The sequence below is a fragment of the Anaerocolumna sp. genome, assembly GCF_032079385.1.
GTDB lineage: Bacteria > Bacillota > Clostridia > Lachnospirales > Lachnospiraceae > Anaerocolumna.
Window position 1 is genome coordinate 25488 of the sequence record NZ_DAMAUC010000018.1, and the last position, 19977, is coordinate 45464.

The following is a 19977-nucleotide window of genomic DNA, read 5'->3' on the forward strand; positions in this document are numbered from 1 at the left end:
TAAAATTATTTACTAGGAGATGATTATAATAGATTCCTTTCGAATTGTTTACCAGGGCGGAACCGGTGAAATCACAGAGAAGAAATCCAGATTTATCGCCACCGTTGTGCCGGTGAATACAGAAGAAGAAGCCATCACATTTATAGAACAGACAAAGAAAAAATATTACGATGCCAATCATAACTGCTTTGCTTATGTTATTGGTGATAATCATGAAATACAGCGCTGCAGCGACGATGGGGAACCGGTCAGGACTGCTGGCCGTCCTATGCTTGATGTATTACTGGGAGAAGGTATACACAATGCTGCCTTAGTTGTAACCAGATATTTCGGAGGAACCTTACTGGGCACCGGTGGTTTAGTAAGAGCTTATCAGGGTGCTGCCAAGGAAGGTTTAAATAACAGTGTTATTCTGGAGAAATTAGACGGTATCCGGCTTCAGATCACTACCGATTATAATGGCATTGGCAAACTCCAATATATTACCTCTCAAATGGAAATTACAGCATTGGATACCGAGTATACGGATATTGTTGTTATGACCAATTTAGTACCTGTGGAACTTTATGGGCAATTCGAGAAAAAAGTTATTGAAGCAACCAATGGTAAAGCAGTCATAGAGAACTTGGGTAATGTTTCTTATGCAATAATGAATCATTCGGTACTGCTATTATAATGCATAATTTGGGAATACTAATTGTAAGATGTAAGCAAATTATCAAGATTCCTGTAACAGCTTAATGATTTAATATATTATGAAACGTTTAAAAATGTTTTAAGATTCATGTCGTCAACAAATTTATCTTTATTTTACATTATATATTTGATATAATGGCAGGATAAAGGAGGTTTTTTATGGACTTTAGTAGAAAAGGAACACAAAAAAAACAACAACAGATAAAATCTACTTCTAGAAAAGTTGCTTCCAAAGCGGGAGTGTCTCTTTTTAGAATAGTATTAGTTGGTATTGTATTTTTGGCTATAGTAGGATCCTTTGCTGGCTTTGGTATATTAAAAGGACTGGCTGACAGTGCTCCGGACATTGATCAGATAAACGTTGAACCAAATGGCTTTACAACCAATATATATGATAGAGACGGTAATCTTATTCAATCTTTAGCTGGTGCAGAATCCAATCGTGTATATGTAAAAATTGATGAAATTCCTGAAGTGGTTCGCAATGCTTTTATCAGTATTGAAGATGAAAGATTCTATACCCACGATGGTGTGGACGTAAAAGGTATCTTTCGTGCATTTTTCTCTGGTTTAAGCAGCGGAAAATTTGACGAAGGTGCCAGTACCATAACCCAGCAGCTTATTAAGAACCAGGTCTTTAACGGCGGTGCGGAAGATAATTTTGCTGATCGTTTAGTAAGAAAGGTTCAGGAACAATATTTAGCTATACAGCTGGAAGATAAATTAGATAAAGACCTTATATTAGAATATTACCTGAACAATATTAACCTGGGTGCAGGAAGTTATGGTGTGCAGACTGCTTCCAGACGTTACTTTAATAAGGAAGTGGGACAACTTAATTTATCAGAAGCAGCTGTTATTGCTGCCATTGCCCAGTCACCGACCTATATGAATCCAATTTCCCACAAAGAAAACAATGCGAAACGTCGTACTGAGGTTTTAAACAGCATGCTTCGTCTTGGACATTGTACTGAAGCAGAATACAACAAAGCGATAGAGGATGATGTTTATTCCAGAATTCAATCTGTTAACGAAGAAATAGCAGATGAGTCTTACTATAGTTATTTTGTAGATGAATTAATTGAACAAGCTCTTGAAGATTTACAAACAGAAAAAGGATATACTTATACTCAGGCAAGTAAAGCTTTATACAGTGGTGGTTTAAGTATATATACTACGCTAGATTCCGATGTACAAAAAATATTAGATGATGTGTATTCCAATCCGGATTACTTCCCTGCAGTAGGTTCCATCTCATATTGGGAACTAAACTACGCGTTATCCATTGAAACAGCCAAGGGAGAAACCATACATTATCATCTTAAAGATTTAAAAGAATTTGCAGGCTCCACCAGCAAATACTTTACTTACTTTTCCAAAAAGGAAGATGCTTTAAATCTGATTAAAGATTTTAAGGAAGCTAAGCTGAAAGAAGACGATACGATATTAGCTGAAAATACCAGTTTAATATTACAGCCTCAATCTTCCATGGTTATTATTGATCAATCCACCGGTCAGGTAGTAGGACTCATAGGCGGGCGTGGTAGAAAGACAGGTAACAGAACTCTTAACCGTGCCACTAACACAGTAAGACAGCCCGGTTCCGTATTTAAAGTCCTGTCCACATATCTACCTGCTTTGGATTCAGCAGGAATGACATTGACAAGCGTTATTGATGATGCCCCGTTCCAATACCCAGGCACATCAAAGTATGTTTCAAACTGGAATAAAAATGTTTATGAAGGCCTTACTACATTAAGAAGAGCAATATACCGTTCCATGAACGTTGTTACAGTTAAAACATTAAATCAGGTAACACCACAAGTTGGTTTTGACTATTTACAAAAACTTGGATTTACTTCCTTAGTAGATACCTGGACGGATAGTAATGGCAGACCTTTTTCCGATATTAATTTATCCACTGCACTTGGCGGTATCACAAAGGGCGTATCAAACCTTGAATTAACGGGTGCTATGGCTGCTGTAGCCAACAGTGGTATTTATACCGAGCCTACTTTCTATACCAAGATTTTGGACCATGACGGTAAAGTGTTATTAGAGAAAAAACCTGTTACTCGTCAGGTTATGAAAGAATCTACCTCCTTCCTTTTAACAAATGCAATGGAAGACGTAGTTAAAATAGGTACTGGTACAGCTCTTAGATTCCCTAAGCTTCAAATGCCGATTGCAGGTAAGACAGGTACGACCTCAGATGATAACGACTTATGGTTTTCCGGATACACACCTTATTACACTGCTACTATATGGTCCGGCTTTGATAACAACCGTCCGCAAGTTGATAAGAGCTATCATAAACGGATATGGCGTGATGTAATGGAACAAATTCACATTAAAAAAGAACTTAAAAATGTTCCATTCACAATACCGGATTCTATCGTTACTGCTCAAATATGTACAAAGAGCGGTAAATTAGCCGCAGAAGGATTATGCGATCATTATATCGGAGGTTCTACCGTAAAAACAGAATATTTTGCAAAAGGTACTGTTCCTACAGAAAAATGTGATATTCACGTAAAGGCTACCGTATGTAAAGACTCGGGAAAAATTGCAACAGAATTTTGTCCTCCATCTTCTACAAAGGAACAAGTGTATTTAGTAAAAGAAGAAACTCATGCTACACATGATACTCCAAATATTTTACCGACAGAAACTTGCGATGTACACACAGCTGGAAATTCTGTAAAACCGGATTTTCCGGACTTCCCAGATTTTCCTCCTACCGATTCTCAAACTCCTACACCACCTCCATATCCTGATGATGAGAACGAGAATGATGAGGATACCATAGAATCTGAGTTTCCAGATATCTTTAACTATAACTATTAAATTAATCACCAGAAGGGGCAAATATTTTGCCCCTTCTGTTTTAAGCTAATCTATATTAAAAGCAGTCAATACACCTTTCTATAGTAATTAAAAAACCATACGCTTTCAAACACATCTATTATATGAGTTAACAAGTTAATTGGATTCATCTTAATATTAAGGTATACCGCACTGCTTGAAATATCTGTTTTAACTTTTCATCTTTGGACTAAATATAAGTGAAGCTAAATACGCAAAAATTAGTGCTGATGAAATACCTACGGCAGATGCTGTAAATCCACCCTTAAATACACCAATAAACCCCTCTTTCATAATACCTTCCTTAATTCCTTTAAACAATACATTACCAAAACCAACAAGTGGAACCGTTGCACCTGCACCTGCCCATTTTGCAAAAGGTTCATAAACTCCAATGGCTCCAAGAAGCGCTCCAAGGCAAACCAGAATTACCATAATTCTTCCTGGCATGAGTTTCGTGTTATCCATAAAAATTTGTACTACTGCACAGATTCCTCCACCTACTAAAAATGCTATTAAATAGTCCATAATCTACTCCTATCTACTTGCTTAGCAAGTTTCCAGTATAACACCGTGAGCGATTCCCGGAATGGAATTACCTTCGTTAAAGCTTACGGTAGACTGTAAAGATCCGGTAGGTACAAATAATACCCGATTCCATTCTCCACGTCTCATTTTATACAAAATGTATCCTGTCAGTGTAATAGCGCTGCATCCGCATCCGCTTCCGCCTGCATGGGTATCCTGAGATTCCTGATCAAAAATCTCCATGCCACAGTCCATATAATTACTGCTAATATCAAAACCATCCTGTTTTAATAAATCTATTAAAATATCTTTACCCACACATCCAAGATCACCCGTAATGATTTTATCATAGTACATTGGAAGTTGATTTATGTCTTTTAGATTTTGTGATATAGTAGTATATGCTGCTGGTGCCATGCACGCTCCCATATTCATAGAATCTTTCAGACCATAATCTACAATTTTGCCTACTGTTATACCTTTTATAACGACATTTTTTTCTTCTTCTTTATGCTTGTTTTTATCTTTTGATTCATTCTTACCAATTACTACTGCTCCACTTCCTGTTACCGTCCAGCTTGCCGAAAGAGGTCTTTGATTACCATATCCCAAAGGAAATCTAAATTGCTTTTCAGCACCTGCAAAATGACTGGAAGTGATTGCTATTACTTTATCAGCATAACCTCCATCTACTAAAATTGCTCCAAGGGCCATGGATTCACCCATAGTGGAACACGCTCCATATACTCCAAACATGGGTATTTCAAGGTTGACGATTCCAAAGGACGTAGCAATTAATTGTCCCAGCAAATCTCCACCTATTAAAAAACGGATATCCTGATTCGTTAAGCCTGCTTTTTCAATAGCTTTTTCTGCTGCCCGTTTCATTAATCTGCTTTCTGCATCTTCCCAACTCTTTCCACCTGCCATAGGATCTTCTTCAATTTCATCAAAGAAACTTCCCAGAGGACCTTCCCCTTCCTTCTGTCCGGCAATAGAAGAACCGGATAAAATGAGAGGAGGATTTTCAAAAAGTATACTTTGCTTTCCTGCTATTTTATTTGTAGTCATATTTTTATCAGACATTTTAACCTCGATTCCAGCGCTTCAGCGCATTTCTAATATTCACACTATCCCTAACTGCATTAAAATGTAATAAATAATACCTAGAATCCAAGAAGAAAAAATACCATATAAAATAACCGGTCCTGCTATGGTAAAGATTTTACATCCAATACCGAAAACATGTCCTTCTTTCTTATATTCTACTGCAGGAGCCGCTACAGAATTGGCAAAACCGGTAATCGGCACAACCGTTCCAGCACCGCCAAATTTAGCTAATTTAGGATATATATTTAATCCGGTGAGCAAGACGGATAAAAATACTAAGGATAATGTTGTATAGGCGGCGGCTAAATCTTCCGATGCTCCCCAGTATTTATATAAATTACTAAAGCATTGTCCTATGGTACAAATGATTCCTCCCACTAAGAATGCTTTTAACATGTTAAGAAACCAGCTATGCTTTGGAGTCATTTTCTTAACATACTCATTATACTTTTCCCCTTTTGTATCCTGATCATGTTCCATTACAACATCTTGAGCACTAACATCTTGAGTATTAACATCTCCTGCATTGATATTTTTATCATCCATTCTGTATCAACTCCTTTGATTATTAAGATTATGCTTTAAAGTACATCTGATATAAACTTCCTAATGCCTTTCCTATGGCCATGCATAATAGAAGATACGAAGTTCCGGTCCTTAATTTAATTCTCTTAGTAAATACCGGGAATACTTTTGTAACTTCTGCTAAAGCAACTGCCATACACCCTACATAACATCCTGAAAATATCCCAAATATTATAAGTCCCACTATTCCAAATGGGAGGGAAGGTTGAAATAGTATTACTATATTACCAAGGGTTGCACCCAGAACAACAAGATCCTCATACAAATGTATTTTATCTGCTGAATCTGTGTGAGTTGCTAACCGATTAATTACTCCGATGGTGGTAATAAATGCAAATAACCCGCCGGCTACGACTACTCCGGAAGCGATACCAATTATAATTAGTACTATTATTTTAATCAACATCAATTATTTTATCCTCCCTACTCGCATTGGCTATAAGTGTTTTATCCAGTTCCTCTTCATATACACGCATTTGAACTTTTAATGGAGTTGGATCATTGCTTAATTTAACCTTAGAAAAATGATTGTAAAATACAATGATCCCTATGGGAATTCCAATAGAATAGCTTATTTCCAATATTGTTCCACCCTCTTTTTTACTGCCCATAATTAATTCATATATTTTATTAAAAACTTCATCCACACTGACATCTGTATTAAAAGTCATAATTGCAAAGGCAGAACCAAAGAATATAATGAGGGAGACCATTATAATTTTTAAATACTTAAGTATTTTTTTCTCCTTATTAGGCGGCTGATACTGTAGGATAAAGTCAGTTTCTCCTAGATTAACAACCTGTACTTCGGGATAAATAGAGTGGATCATTTCAATTATTTTTAATATTGAAAAAACATACTTTGTTGCATCGTTATCCTTTATAGCCAGAATTACCTGCTTTTTTAAAACATTCACCATATCTGTATCTGTACTGTAAAGTTTCGCAATATCTTCAAGATATACCACTTTATTTTCCGACATACTATCTTTATCCACTTTAATATACAAATACTCATTACTCATAAGCAGCCTCCAAGCACTGATGAAAATGTTTATATAACATCACTGTAAGATTACCATTTCTAATTATTCTTCAAGAATACTCAAAGATTCTTTACTTCTCTATCCGGTCTTTCAATCTGAATATATCCATTTACCAAAGTACCTTTATATTCCACGTTTTTGTTCTTTTTTGGCAGAATGATAAAGACAATAATAACAAATAATACAGCTAACAGTGTAAGTAGCACCAATGCTCTTTTTAAATAAGCCATTTATTCATCCCTCTTTTCATTTTTTGTATTTCTATTGCTAAGCAATCAAACAAATTACAATTGTTTTTCATGTATCTTTAATTAATTTTTAGGAAAGGAAAAAGCATCAGTATTTACTGATGCTTTTGGTTTACTTGATTTTATTATATGTTTCGATTATTTTTCTATACTGGAAATATCTACATCATTTTTTCACGCATTTTTAATAAAATTTTCTTTTCTAATCTTGATACCTGCACTTGAGAAATTCCTAATTCTTTTGCTATATCCGTCTGTGTTCTATCCATAAAATATCGAAGCCTGATTAATTCCTGATCTTTTTCATCCAAAGACTCAATGGTTTCTTTTAAGGCAAGCTTGTCAATCATCATTTCATTTTCATCATTGGTTTGTTCTAATTTATCAATTAAGTAAATAGCGTTTCCATCTCCCTGATAGATGGTTTTGTATAAGGACTCCACTTCAGCTCCTGATTCCAGAGCCATTACCACTTCTTCTTTCGCCAGATTCATCTCTTGTCCGATTTCATCTATAGTTGGTTCTCTTCCATATATATTATTTAATTTCTCTCTGGCAATCCTTATCTTACCTGCAGTTTCCTTTAAAGAACGGCTTACTTTTATAACACCGTCATCCCTTAAAAAGCGTTTGATTTCTCCCATTATCATGGGCACTGCATATGTGGAAAACTTTACATCATAGGATAGGTCAAATTTATCGATTGCTTTAATTAAGCCTATACTTCCAATCTGAAATAAATCCTCCGGTTCGTGACCCCTGCACATAAATCTTCGGACGATGCTCCATACCAAACCCACATTATCCATAATTACTTTGTCTCTTGCTTCTTTATCACCCTGTTGGGATCTACGAATTAACTCAATGTTATCCACTGTTTCACTCCCTTCTAAAGGAATTTTTTACATCTTGTAAGCTTTCTTAATGAATTATTTTTTTCATTTTAACCATAGTCCCTTCCCCAACTTTAGAAATTACTTCTAAGTCATCCATAAATGCTTCCATAAAAGCAAACCCCATACCTGATCGTTCTAATTCAGGTCTGGTTGTATATAAGGGTTCCATGGCCTTTTCAATATCCTCAATACCAACACCAAAATCCTGTACCTCGATATAAACTTCATGATTACATATTTTGCAATATACTTTTATCTTGCCTTTACCATTGTTATAGCCGTGTATAATTGCATTGGTGACTGCTTCGGAGACAGCTGTTTTAATATCTGCAATTTCTTCAATGGTAGGATCCAGCTGTGCAACAAAACCGGCAACTACCATTCTTGCAAAGCCCTCATTTCTTGACTGGCTTTCTACTTCCAATATCATTTCGTTTGTATAATCCATACATATCCTCCTGTTAAAACCCCTTTATGCTAAGCATAATTTTTTATTGGTTTATTTTCTTATCTAATCATTAACCATACATAGTCGCGGTTTTCTATAATTAAATTCGGGAATTTATTTATTAAATCCGGGAATTTATTTATTAAATCCGGGAATTTATTTATTAAATTCCTCTACTGCATCTTCAATGGTGTTGAACTTGTGAATTATTTTATACAATCCGGAAAGGCGAAAAATTCTATCTACACTTTGATTCACCCCAGTGACAGCTACTTTTCCCCCGGTAAATATAATCTTTTTGTAGCGTCCCATAATTACACCGATTCCCGAACTATCCATAAAATCAGAACCGGTAAAGTCAAATACAATATCCTTAATGTTCTTTCCGGATATAAGTTTATCGGACTGCTCACGAATGGTAAGTGCGTTATGATGATCCAATTCTTCCATTAATTTAATTATCAAACATTTATTTACAACTTCAAAGTCCGCTTTCACCCCCTCCCGTAATTGATAAATCGACGTATTTTTTGGTTTTTCTTTTTTCTTCTCCATATTTTCCCTTCTTTGTGCATCATTTTACATTACCTATCTATAAAAAAAGACGCCTCTAATGAACACATTAGAGTTGTCTTTCTTTCAAAATCATTTTTTCATTTGTGCTGTATCGTACTATCTTCCAATTTCTCTTAGCTTACCATTGGCTTCACTTGCACGATTGCTGTCAGGAAAATTTTCAGTTACCATAGTATAATAAGTAGCAGCCTTTTCTAAGTCTCCTTTTTGGTGATAGGATCTTCCAATAAAATAGATTGCATTTACATTGTCTGCATTATATTCAAAAGACTTCTCTAATAGTTCTAAAGCTTCATCGTATTTTCTTGCAGTATACCTGTCATGTCCATTACCGTATAAGAGATCAGAAGCCTTCATAAAGGACACTTCCTTAATTTGATTATATATTTCTTTTGCTGCAGGTATTTCCAATTGATCCGGATTAACCTTACCTATACCATCTGCAACAGCAACATAATCCATATCATTTGGATTTCCTTTTGCTAATTCTGCTAAATACGTGGAAATTCCGGCAAATAAATTATCATATATAGCCCCATCTACCTCATTAGTCTCATATTCACTTAATTGTTTCTCCAGATTTTTCACTTCGTTCTGAAGGTCTTTATTTTCTTTCTCCAAGGAGGACAGGCTTTGTGTTTGCTTACTTAAAGACTCACTATACTCTATTTCAATTTTTTTAGCTTCTTCCAAAGCATTCTTTTTAACAGTAGGCACAATCAGAAAGAATAAAACAGCGATACCTATTGCAACACCGATAATCAGATTCACAAATGCCCAGACATTCGGCTTGTCTTCTTTATAGGTAGTAGTAGGAAATACAGTTTGTTCCTGAGTCTGTATTACTTTTTTGCTTTCCCTTTTCCCATTCTTTATATTGTCTTGTAATATATCAGAACTTTCATCCAATTCATGCAAATATCTTAAGGTTGTTGTATTGGATACATCTATTTTACTAGCTTTTGATAAAGCTTTCAGTGCTTTATCTCTCTCACCATTCTTTATATAAAGTAAGGCCAATAACTGTAAAGCCTTAACAAAATGCGGATTTAAGCTAGTTACTTTCTTTAGTTGTATAATAGCAAGGTCATCACTGCCTTGTTTAGCCGACTGCAAGGCTGAATTATATTTCTTTATGGTTTGATTTAAAGTTTCTAACTTAGTTGGATTGGATTGTAAGGATTCCATGTAATCATCTGCATCGTTATTCTCTGCTTGAAAATGTTTACTAATGACCCATTCACTTAGGGCGGAAACTGTTTCACCAACTTCATAATATACTAATCCCAATAAATTTCTGGCATTAGTATTTCTTTTATTCAATTCAAGGCTTTTTTTCAATATCAAAACAGCGCCAGATAAATCCCGCACTTTTGCTTTTTCTAATCCTTCATTATAATACATGTTGGATAGCATAATTACTTTTCTAAAAGTTGTCAAGTCGGTACCGCATCTTTCACAACGGTTTCTTTTTGATGCAACTATACTTCCACATTCCGGACAAATCATTTTTTATCTCCACCTAACCGTTTATTCTTGTAAAAGTTCCATTTTTAAGGGTTCCATAAAAACAAGTATAATGCCTTATAATTCTTCAATTCCTATAGTATCTATAATTGAAAAGGCATTTTCTTGCTAAATCTTTTAAGCTTGTATCGCTTATTTATCTTTTAGTTCTTTAATCATACTTTTTATTAAATCAGTAATATCTGCTAAGTCATTGTTTTGAATCACATCTTCTGCTTGTTCCACTTCTAAACTTGGTTGAAATTTTGCAATTTCTTCTTCAAAATTAATCATTTTATAACCATACTCCTTTCAAAGTCTGGATACTCTGTGCTTAGCACAAATCTCAAAAAGAAAGCTCGTCCTATCCTCTTATGGTCTTTACCTTTTTTTAAAATTATATTATTTCCTTTAATAATAACTATAATAGTGTGAAAAATCAAGATAATATTGCCATATTAAGTTTATTTTTTATAAAATTATAATAGAGGCAGAGTAATTCCTACCTCTATTATAATAATACCACCCTATTATGCAAGAAAAACTGTTCGATTCACTTCGACAGATTTATTTCCTAAAGAAACTAAGTCTCTCTGTTACTTGGTTCATCATGTTCGTGTATTTTTCTAATTTTTCCTTTTCTTCCGCTATTTTAGCTTCCGGAGCTTTACTTACGAACTTCTCATTACTTAGCATACCCTGAACACGCTTTAATTCGCCTTCTAATCTGGCTTTTTCCTTTTCCAGACGTTCAATTTCTTTTTCCGTATCAACCAAATCTGCAAAAGGCATATAAATAGTTGCTTGTGGTATAACTGCAGTTACTGCATCATCGGATATACCAGTCTTATCCTTTTGAATGAAAACTTCTGCCCCATATCCTAAAGTTGCAAAGAATACTTTACTGTCTTCAAAGATACTGCGAAGATTATCATTTTCTGAAACAACATATACATTTGCTTTTCTGCTTGGTGGAACATTCATTTCAGTACGAACGTTACGAATTCCTTTTACTGCGCCTTTTATGGTTTCAACTGCTTCCTCTTCTTTGGAATAATTCATTGCTTCATCATATACCGGCCATTCTGATATCATAATGGAATCATTCTCTGAGTTTGTATCTTCCATTTCTTTTAAAGTACAATAAATTTCTTCCGTTACAAATGGCATATATGGATGTAATAATTTTAAAGAGGTAATCAGAACCTGTTTTAAAGTCCATATAGCACCTGCTTTTGTTTCATCCGTATCGCTGTAAAGCCTTGGTTTTACCATCTCAATATACCAGTCACAGAATTCTTCCCAGATAAAATCATAGATTTTCTGAACTGCAACCCCCAGTTCAAAGCTCTCCATGTTATCCGTAACTTCTTTCACTAAGGAGTTCGCCTTGGATAGAATCCATTTATCCGCATCAGTTAATGCTTTTGGATCAATATGATCACTGGTCTTAGCCTTTTCCAGGTTCATCATAATAAATCTGGAAGCATTCCATACTTTATTAGCAAAGTTTCTGCTGGCTTCTACTCTTTCTATATAGAAACGCATATCATTACCGGGAGCATTACCAGTTATCAGGGTTAATCTTAAAGCATCTGCACCGTATTGATCAATGATTTCCAAAGGATCAATACCATTTCCAAGGGATTTACTCATCTTACGTCCCTGGCTGTCTCTTACTAATCCATGCATCAATACTTTATTAAATGGTGCTTTTCCGGTATACTCATATCCTGAGAATACCATACGGATAACCCAGAAGAAGATAATATCATAACCGGTTACTAATACGTTGGTTGGATAAAAGTACTTGTAATCTTCTGTTTCTTCCGGCCAGCCCAGAGTTGAGAATGGCCATAATGCAGAACTAAACCAGGTATCCAGTGTATCTTCATCCTGTGTTAAATGAGTGTGACCACATTTTGGGCATATAGTAGGAGTTTCTTTGGAAACTACTACTTCCCCGCATTTATCACAATAATAAGCAGGTATTCTGTGTCCCCACCATAATTGTCTGGATATACACCAGTCTCTGATGTTATCGGTCCAATTAAAATAGGCTTTGTCAAAACGTTCCGGTACAAATTGGATTTCCCCGGTCTTAACTGCTTCAACAGCAGGCTTTATTAACTCATCCATTTTAACAAACCATTGTTGTTTAATTAATGGTTCTACAGTTGTATCACATCTATCATGAGTACCTACATTGTGAACATGTTCTTCAATCTTAACTAATAATCCTAATTCGTCTAATTCTTTAACGATTCTCTTTCTAGCTTCGTAGCGATCAAGACCCTGGAATTTACCTCCATTGCTGTTAATGGTAGCATCATCGTTCATAATGTTGATTTCAGGCAAGTTATGTCTCTTACCTACTTCAAAGTCATTAGGGTCATGAGCGGGTGTTATCTTAACCACACCAGTGCCAAATTCTTTATCTACATAAGCATCTGCAACAACAGGTATTTCTTTATTTACAATTGGAAGTAATACTTTTTTACCGATTAAATGTTTGTATCTGTCATCTTCTGGATGAACGGCTACCGCTGTATCTCCAAGCATGGTCTCCGGCCTTGTGGTAGCGATTTCTACAAAGTCTCCTGTTCCTACAATCGGATACTTGATATGCCAGAAATGTCCTGCCTGTTCTTCATGCTCTACTTCCGCATCGGATATACTTGTCTGGCAAACCGGACACCAGTTAATAATTCTGGAACCTTTATAAATATAGCCTTTTTCAAAAAGACGGATAAATACTTCCTGAACCGCTTTGGAACAGCCTTCGTCCATAGTAAATCTTTCTCTGTCCCAGTCACAGGAGGAGCCCATTTTCTTTAACTGGCTGATAATTCTTCCACCGTATTCATCCTTCCATTCCCATGCTCTCTTAAGAAATCCTTCTCTTCCCAGGTCTTCTTTATCAATGCCTTCTTTTTTCAGCTGTTCAATAATCTTTACTTCTGTAGCAATACTTGCATGGTCCGTACCTGGCTGCCATAATGCATTATATCCCTGCATTCTCTTAAAACGGATAATAATATCCTGCATGGTGTTATCCAATGCGTGTCCCATGTGTAATTGTCCAGTAATATTTGGCGGTGGAATCACAATGGTAAACGGTTTCTTTGTCTTATCCACTTCGGCATGAAAATATTTCTTATCCAGCCACTTTTTATACAATCTGTCTTCTATGTCCTTGGGATCATAGGTTTTAGCCAATTCTTTTTTCATAATAACCTCAATTCCGGTGTCTTAGCACCATTTTAATAATGAAGTGATTTGTGCAGCCGCACAAATTGCTAGTTGAAAAAGTTTACTTTTCTCAACCTAAATTCGATTCTGACGCCCTTGCGCCCTTTTCTTTTTACACATAATTAAGTGTCATAGTTTCTATTAAATGAATCTTGTTTTATATTTATCCGTTAAACTTTGACACAAAAAAAGCCCTCGTCTTAAAAAGGACGAAGGACCGTGGTACCACCTTTATTCGTGACAACTTATCTTTTATATGGGAAAGCATTTATTATAATTACTTTTTTCTCCAAATATAAGATACAATTTATCACCTCTATGAAGTCTGGTCTATACCAAACCTCTTAGCCTGTAACGGGGCTTACCGTTATTTCTTACTAAACACTTCATTGTTTTTGTTCAGAAATACTGTTCCGGAGCTACCTTCAATAAGCTTTCATTAAGATGACTTTTCAGCCTGGGAGCCATCCTCTCTGCTAAGATACACTTATCTAATCCTCTCCATCACTACATTTAATTTATATATTTTATTATAATTTGGCTTATTACTTATAATAATATGCAATATTTAATTTTCTGTCAAGTGGTTTTTACAGGCAGCCCAGGACAAATCTATGAATCATGCTATATGCTGCCCCAACATAGTTAGAAATCAAATTATAAAACCCTAACTGTAAAAGAAACGGACAGTTTCAAACCGTCCGCTTCCATAATTCTTTCTTAATGTATGCTGCTTGTTATTTCTTTAATCTATTCTTTTCTTATCTATTTTTTTATTATTCTTTTTCTCTATTCTTTTTTCTATTCTTTCCTTGTACCGTCTGCTTCCACAGTATAGCCGTCAATAGTGGTGTTCACCGCCATCTTCCCGTCGACGTGGAAATAATACCACTTGCTGCCGATTCGCACCCATTTTCCAGCCTGCATAACACCATTCACATCAAAATAGTATTTCACACCATTTTCATTATGCCAACCAGTTTTCATAACACCATTGGACTCCAAATAATATTTTTGTCCGGCATCATTTTGATTCCAGCCTCGTGCCATACTCTCGTCCATAACAAGCTCTACGAAACGACGTATTATGGTACTTGCCTCAGCCCTGGTAACATTGCCCTGTGGATCAAAGAGGTTATTCCCTTTGTCTTGTAGGATGCCCGCCTGCTGAATGGCTTTCACTGCTTCTATCTTGTCGGCAGCGATCTTCCCACTATCTGAGAATGTGACTGCCGCGATGGAAACTGGCAGCTTATAATCTATAGCCTTTGCATAGTCCACCATTATTGTGGCCATCTGCTGCCGGGTGATCTGCTGATTTGGACCAAACTTGTTACTGTCAATACTCTTTAGGATTTTGTTTTTAACAGCCCATTCAATGTAAGGCATAGCGGGATCGCTGTTCTTTACATCGGAGAAGGTGCTAATTTTATAAGTGCTCACGTCCGCACCGGAAAGTTTGCCCAGTGCCATCAGGAATGTTCCCCGGGTAATGGCAGTATTGGGTTCAAATGCAGTCTTTCCTGTACCGCTGATAAGTCCCCTGCTTGCTGCGAAATCAATATTATCCTTAGCCCAATGGTTTTTAGTATCGGTAAAGGCCGGAGCAGGTGTCTTATAGCCTATGCCATAAACAGAAAGGCTGTTTCTGCTGAAAATAAGTTTGCCGTTTGTATAGCTGGATTTGGTCAGCAGCTGTGGATTACCCTCTTTGTCTATATACACGCCAAATAAGTTTCCGGTTTTTCCATTGGCAGAGGCTTTGTAGGCGATGGATAGCGTTATCATGCCCTTGTCAAAGTTTTGGATATACTTTGCCTTACCATCTTTTTGATAGCTTACGGTCAGGTCATAGACAGGCCGTTTGCCAATTAGTGCTTTAGCTTCTTTAGATAGCTTGTTCACCGGTGACAGGCCGATAGTGACGGTTCCCGAAGTTTGTACGTTTATCTGTTTAATAGCCACTCCATCGAAAGAAAAGCTTATCAGTGGTGTATTTACATCAAAGCGTACCACACCTTTGCTTTCCAGAAGGGCGAGAGCTTTTTCATCCAACTTCAAGCTGGCACTTTTTCCGTTTGCACCGAACCCGATATTGAATGCAATTCCGATTCCATCCGCTGTTTTTTCCTTGCTTTTAGCCTCTTTTATGGCAGCATCAATCAATTTCTTAACCTGCCCTTCGGTGATTGTGACGGAAGCAATGCCGTCTTTATTTACCTTAGCGGTTAAGTTTGTGGACGCGATGGTTGGCTGATCTGGCTTTTTATCAGTGGGAAGATTTGGTTCGGAAGGTATATAGCCGCCGCTGCCGCCTGTGCCTCCGTCTGTACCGCCTTCCTCTCCGCCGGGATTACCCGGATCGGTAACAACGGCATATGTGGCCTTAATTAGGGTGGATTTATCACTCATGATAAAAGTAGTATCTGGGCTGGCGGCGTTTTCCAGTTTCCCACTTCCGGATACGATGTTCCAACGTTCAAACCGCATGCTAGCCGGAGCCGTATCAGCTATAATATTTACCTTTTCTCCTTGCTCATACTCACCGCTGCCACGGCCATCCAATACTGTTAGCGCATATTTTTCTACCAAACCGGCCAGCTTTACATCATCATAATACACACCTGTTGATGTAAAGAATTTACTCATACCCAGCCAAATCTGTGCATTAACCGCACCCTCTGGTACTGGAACGGTAGCTTTTACTTCGCACCATTCATTGCTTGTAGTTGTAACATGGATGATGTTGACACCATCCTGATCCTGTCCTACCTGCTTGCCGTTCTCATCATAATATCGCATCATCAATGTGGCTTTCCCATCAGGCAGCAGCATACGTACGCTAGCCATATAGGATTTTATCCCCGGAATAAGTTCAATAAAATCAGAACGCATAAAGATGTTTTCACTTGTTGAAGCATCTACCAGCTTCAGACTGAATTCTCCTTCATACTTTTGCTCGCCAGTAATTTGATAAGAACAAGCCGTCCAGGGTTCGCCCCACGTTGTCCAGCCCGGGATTACGCTAGCATTTTCCTCTAATGATGGATTCGGGATGCTCAGAGGCACTGGCACATCTCCACCCGCCATTGCAGCTTTGAAGGAGAGGTTTGCAAAGTAGACGCTATCCGCCATGTAGTAGGGGGACAGTCCAATCCATACCTCGGCACTCACTGCACCAATCGGAGCAGTACTGGGCTCTGAAAGCTGCTGCCATACACCCTGCCCGGTTTGGTACGATTTTCCTACTTCAGGAGCAAGTTTTGTATTATTTTGATCGTAATACCTCACATATACTGTGCAACGGCTAGGTTGGCTAGTGCCATCCGCCCCCATTACCGACCCGCTGTCCATAAACAGGCTGAAGTCGAAATTATAAGAAATCCCCTCGACAACATTCATTTTGTCACTTATTAGGAAAACACCATCAGTCGTTGATATATCTATAAATTTAGCACTGTCACCTCCCTCAGCCGCTTCTCCGTTGGGGCCTGGAGCCTTATCCACGATTACATCAGCCAAATTAGGATTGCTTTGGTGCGCTTTCGTCCAGTGATTCAAACCACTACTAAAATCACCATTGAGGAGCAGTTCGTCATTTGTCAAATTTGGGATATTAGTCATGGCGAATGCATCAAAATAAGCACTGCCTTCGCTCTGTGCAACAATGCGCGCCTTTATAGCACTTCCGGACACCGTACCACTTATCGTAACCTTTTCCCATGCACCTGTACCGACTGCACTTGCGCTTTGCTCGCCTGCCAACTGTCCGTTCGCATCCAGAAACTGCACTGTTACTATAGACTGCCCGCTCACCGGATATACCTGTGCGCTGGCTTCAAAAGCTTCCCCCGGCTGCAGGTTGGCAATGTCTCCGGAGATAGCAGAACCGCTGACAACCAGCATGGAATTCCTGCCATCATACTTTTGCACCTCCGAAAGGCTGACACCATTGCCCCACCAGCCGGAAATAGATTCCTCAAACTCCTCGAAGCCACCGTTTTTCACCTCTACCGGAATCTCTACGATTTTAGGCTGCTGCTGTATCCAACCACCGTCAATTACACGTATTACCTTTAGCGTTGTAGCACCGTTGTCCAGAAAATACACGTTCTGCCTGCCCTGGTTGTCATAAGCCAGTTCGATGAAGTCTACCTCTTTACCGTCAGCCGGCACTGTAACATGATCCCAGTTTTCGCTGGCAGGATCCACTACTGTCAGTTTACCCCCCAAATCAGTATACATCAGACCGTCCTCACCAAATTTGATGTGCACAGGCCGCCACATGCCCCGCCCGGAGATTTCAGGGTAGATATTTTTATATTTGGATACGGTATTAGTTTCAGTATCCAATGTGAATAAAATACCATCCGCCGCTCCCCACAGATTGCCTTCCTTATCAAAGATCAGCCCACTGATCATAGGGGTGTTTAGGCCTGGAATATCCAGAGTGAATTCTGCTGTCTTGGTTTCAGCTGCCACATTCCATACAAACACCTTAGGTGGTTCTGTAGGCAGGGATTCAGCTGGAGCATTTAACCCACCTCTTTGAGATGTTGATCCATAAATTATTCCGTCCTTCATAGCAAGCCCTACGATGCTCTGTTTCTCCACCACATTGCGGTATACCTTGTGGGTACCGTCAGCAGGATTATAGATTGCAAGGGCGCCGCCTGTTTTACCGTAATCCGGGATGGTACCAATCAGCAGCAGGCCTTCCTGATACTCCATGATGTAAGGGCGGTCCTGTTCCTGCGTTGTTTTCATTTCAAATAGTGTTTGAAACTTGCCAGGCTCTCTGGTATCCATAGACTGAATAACAGCACCGGGATAAATACCAAAGTATACGGTATCACCCTCGCCGGCTGCAATGCCCTCTGCTTGGCCCTGGTTATACATACGAGCTTCCTGAGTCCTGGGGTCATATTCCGCACCTTTAGGTCCACCGGGGTATGTGGTCATATATAACTTGCCGTTGTTGCCTGCTGTCAGGTTGTGCAGCCCAAGGGGCGCACCCATTACAGAGGCCTCTGCACGGGTAGTTGTTTTGTTGGCTACATCCATATATACGATTTCGCCGCCACGGGAAATAGTCAGTACCATTGGTCTCCCGTCCTTGACCATCACAGTCCCACCACGCAGTCCGGATGGATACTTAGTAATCTTCTCTACAATATCCAGGGTTTTATGGTTAATCTGCATCAGGTGGCGGTCATGAATTAAATAGGCATAATCACCATATACAGGCAGATGGGTAAAGTTCCATACACCAAAGTCATAGTCTTCCTCATCTTTAACACCATCCATATGAACTACCTTGTCGTCCCATTCATGTTTATCCAGATGGTAGAACAGCAGCGCGTCCTTTTTACCGTTATCCACATGGGCCATCAGGGTATCTCCTGCGATGCCCATGCTATAAACATACTGCACTACACCGTCCGCAGGATCTTTTTTGATTCGTTCATGCAGATCACTGGGGGTAATGTCAACTATCTTATTTTGATTCTTCAAGTCCATTACGTGAACCTTGGCTGCCAGACCCAGTCCTAAGTACAGCTTGCCGTCTTTATAGGCCATAGAGCGCACATAGTCGCTATTCCCGGAGGGATCGGCCATACCTAAATCCTCCAGCTTGCCGGTGGAAGCATTGTACTTTACCACATGGGCACCGCCTGACTTATATGTACCAAAATAAATATTGCCCTTCTCGTCCCCTGCGGCACTCCAAACCTGATGTCCTTCAAGGACTGTACCGATTTTTTGGGAAGTCTGGGTTGCCGGGTCGTACACATATAATACACCCGCATCTCCCGCCACATAGATTTTTCCATCCGGCGCGGCGGTATGAGTATAGGCTGTTCCGATTCCAGGCATCTGTTCGAGATCCACTCTAAGGTTGCTTTCTACATCCACCACACTGAACACATCTCCAACCGCAGCGGCATAAGCATACAGGCGTCCTCCATAGGTATTAAAGGTAGCTGCGGGTACATTGGGAGTTGAAGCCATGGGCCCCAGATCCTCAGCGGCCATGAATCCCCGCCCCCTTAAGGAAGCAGCCACAATTTCACTCTCCGAATTATCGGCCAGAGTCCTGGGTACTCCCAGAAGGGAGAATACCATTGCTGCCGCCAACAGGGAGGCAATGAGGCGTGGCGCGCCTTTTATCCATTTTGGATTTGTTCTTTTACGATGCATACATTATCCTTCCTTTCATA

15 protein-coding genes and 1 other annotated feature are annotated in these 19977 nt (G+C 38.6%); of the genes, 2 read left to right on the forward strand and 13 right to left on the reverse strand.

Annotated features, from left to right (window positions below; translation table 11 throughout):
• Window positions 1–25 precede the first annotated feature (25 nt).
• Together RT261_RS14405 and RT261_RS14410 are read left to right on the forward strand one after the other, a co-directional pair.
• Entirely contained in the window at window positions 26–676 is a 651-nt protein-coding gene (locus RT261_RS14405) for a YigZ family protein (protein WP_313133560.1), read from the forward strand.
• A gap of 179 nt (window positions 677–855) precedes the next feature.
• Window positions 856–3543, forward strand: coding sequence for a transglycosylase domain-containing protein (locus tag RT261_RS14410; protein WP_313133480.1), 2688 nt, complete (start codon window positions 856–858; stop codon window positions 3541–3543).
• Between the two features lie 189 nt (window positions 3544–3732).
• Here RT261_RS14410 and RT261_RS14415 read toward each other — a convergent pair whose 3' ends face one another.
• From RT261_RS14415 to RT261_RS14475, 13 genes are all read right to left on the reverse strand, one after another.
• The gene (locus tag RT261_RS14415; RefSeq protein WP_313133481.1) at window positions 3733–4089 is read right to left on the reverse strand and encodes a SpoVA/SpoVAEb family sporulation membrane protein; all 357 of its coding nucleotides are present in this window, start codon (window positions 4087–4089) and stop codon (window positions 3733–3735) included.
• 21 nt (window positions 4090–4110) lie between these two features.
• Entirely contained in the window at window positions 4111–5175 is a 1065-nt protein-coding gene (spoVAD, locus tag RT261_RS14420) for a stage V sporulation protein AD (RefSeq protein WP_313133482.1), read from the reverse strand.
• A gap of 39 nt (window positions 5176–5214) precedes the next feature.
• Window positions 5215–5679: a stage V sporulation protein AC gene (spoVAC, locus tag RT261_RS14425; RefSeq protein ID WP_313133562.1), complete on the reverse strand. Its 465-nt coding sequence runs from the start codon at window positions 5677–5679 to the stop codon at window positions 5215–5217.
• Window positions 5680–5773: 94 nt separating this feature from the next.
• Window positions 5774–6190 carry a stage V sporulation protein AB gene (locus RT261_RS14430; protein WP_313133484.1) on the reverse strand — a complete coding sequence of 139 codons (417 nt, stop codon included), beginning with the start codon at window positions 6188–6190 and terminating at the stop codon, window positions 5774–5776.
• A complete protein-coding gene (locus RT261_RS14435) occupies window positions 6180–6809 on the reverse strand; it encodes a stage V sporulation protein AA (protein ID WP_313133485.1) in 630 nt (209 codons plus the stop codon). The genes RT261_RS14430 and RT261_RS14435 overlap by 11 nt, the downstream gene beginning before the upstream one ends.
• Window positions 6810–6889: 80 nt before the next feature.
• Window positions 6890–7060: a hypothetical protein gene (locus RT261_RS14440; RefSeq protein WP_313133486.1), complete on the reverse strand. Its 171-nt coding sequence runs from the start codon at window positions 7058–7060 to the stop codon at window positions 6890–6892.
• Between the two features lie 179 nt (window positions 7061–7239).
• Window positions 7240–7953: an RNA polymerase sporulation sigma factor SigF gene (gene sigF, locus RT261_RS14445; RefSeq protein WP_313133487.1), complete on the reverse strand. Its 714-nt coding sequence runs from the start codon at window positions 7951–7953 to the stop codon at window positions 7240–7242.
• Between the two features lie 46 nt (window positions 7954–7999).
• A complete protein-coding gene (gene spoIIAB, locus RT261_RS14450; protein WP_313133488.1) occupies window positions 8000–8422 on the reverse strand; it encodes an anti-sigma F factor in 423 nt (140 codons plus the stop codon).
• Between the two features lie 156 nt (window positions 8423–8578).
• Complete coding sequence (gene spoIIAA, locus RT261_RS14455; protein ID WP_313133490.1) at window positions 8579–8977, reverse strand: anti-sigma F factor antagonist; 399 nt, start codon at window positions 8975–8977, stop codon at window positions 8579–8581.
• A gap of 117 nt (window positions 8978–9094) precedes the next feature.
• Entirely contained in the window at window positions 9095–10507 is a 1413-nt protein-coding gene (locus tag RT261_RS14460) for a tetratricopeptide repeat protein (RefSeq protein WP_313133491.1), read from the reverse strand.
• A gap of 150 nt (window positions 10508–10657) precedes the next feature.
• The gene (locus RT261_RS14465) at window positions 10658–10798 is read right to left on the reverse strand and encodes a hypothetical protein (RefSeq protein WP_313133492.1); all 141 of its coding nucleotides are present in this window, start codon (window positions 10796–10798) and stop codon (window positions 10658–10660) included.
• Window positions 10799–11071: 273 nt separating this feature from the next.
• Window positions 11072–13735 carry a valine--tRNA ligase gene (locus RT261_RS14470; protein WP_313133493.1) on the reverse strand — a complete coding sequence of 888 codons (2664 nt, stop codon included), beginning with the start codon at window positions 13733–13735 and terminating at the stop codon, window positions 11072–11074.
• A gap of 223 nt (window positions 13736–13958) precedes the next feature.
• Window positions 13959–14273, reverse strand: a binding site (T-box leader).
• A gap of 284 nt (window positions 14274–14557) precedes the next feature.
• Window positions 14558–19792: an S-layer homology domain-containing protein gene (locus tag RT261_RS14475; RefSeq protein WP_313133495.1), complete on the reverse strand. Its 5235-nt coding sequence runs from the start codon at window positions 19790–19792 to the stop codon at window positions 14558–14560.
• Window positions 19793–19977 lie beyond the last annotated feature (185 nt).

What these genes read in the sequence shown, in the direction of transcription:
- RT261_RS14430 (WP_313133484.1), bottom strand. Translation starts at nt 6,190, where the DNA reads ATGTTGATTAAAATAATAGTACTAATTATAATTGGTATCGCTTCCGGA.
- spoIIAA (WP_313133490.1), bottom strand. Translation starts at nt 8,977, where the DNA reads ATGGAGAAGAAAAAAGAAAAACCAAAAAATACGTCGATTTATCAATTA.
- spoIIAB (WP_313133488.1), bottom strand. Translation starts at nt 8,422, where the DNA reads ATGGATTATACAAACGAAATGATATTGGAAGTAGAAAGCCAGTCAAGA.
- RT261_RS14415 (WP_313133481.1), bottom strand. Translation starts at nt 4,089, where the DNA reads ATGGACTATTTAATAGCATTTTTAGTAGGTGGAGGAATCTGTGCAGTA.
- RT261_RS14435 (WP_313133485.1), bottom strand. Translation starts at nt 6,809, where the DNA reads ATGAGTAATGAGTATTTGTATATTAAAGTGGATAAAGATAGTATGTCG.
- RT261_RS14470 (WP_313133493.1), bottom strand. Translation starts at nt 13,735, where the DNA reads ATGAAAAAAGAATTGGCTAAAACCTATGATCCCAAGGACATAGAAGAC.
- RT261_RS14465 (WP_313133492.1), bottom strand. Translation starts at nt 10,798, where the DNA reads ATGATTAATTTTGAAGAAGAAATTGCAAAATTTCAACCAAGTTTAGAA.
- RT261_RS14410 (WP_313133480.1), top strand. Translation starts at nt 856, where the DNA reads ATGGACTTTAGTAGAAAAGGAACACAAAAAAAACAACAACAGATAAAA.
- RT261_RS14475 (WP_313133495.1), bottom strand. Translation starts at nt 19,792, where the DNA reads ATGGCCGCTGAGGATCTGGGGCCCATGGCTTCAACTCCCAATGTACCC.
- RT261_RS14460 (WP_313133491.1), bottom strand. Translation starts at nt 10,507, where the DNA reads ATGATTTGTCCGGAATGTGGAAGTATAGTTGCATCAAAAAGAAACCGT.
- RT261_RS14440 (WP_313133486.1), bottom strand. Translation starts at nt 7,060, where the DNA reads ATGGCTTATTTAAAAAGAGCATTGGTGCTACTTACACTGTTAGCTGTA.
- spoVAD (WP_313133482.1), bottom strand. Translation starts at nt 5,175, where the DNA reads ATGTCTGATAAAAATATGACTACAAATAAAATAGCAGGAAAGCAAAGT.
- spoVAC (WP_313133562.1), bottom strand. Translation starts at nt 5,679, where the DNA reads ATGGAACATGATCAGGATACAAAAGGGGAAAAGTATAATGAGTATGTT.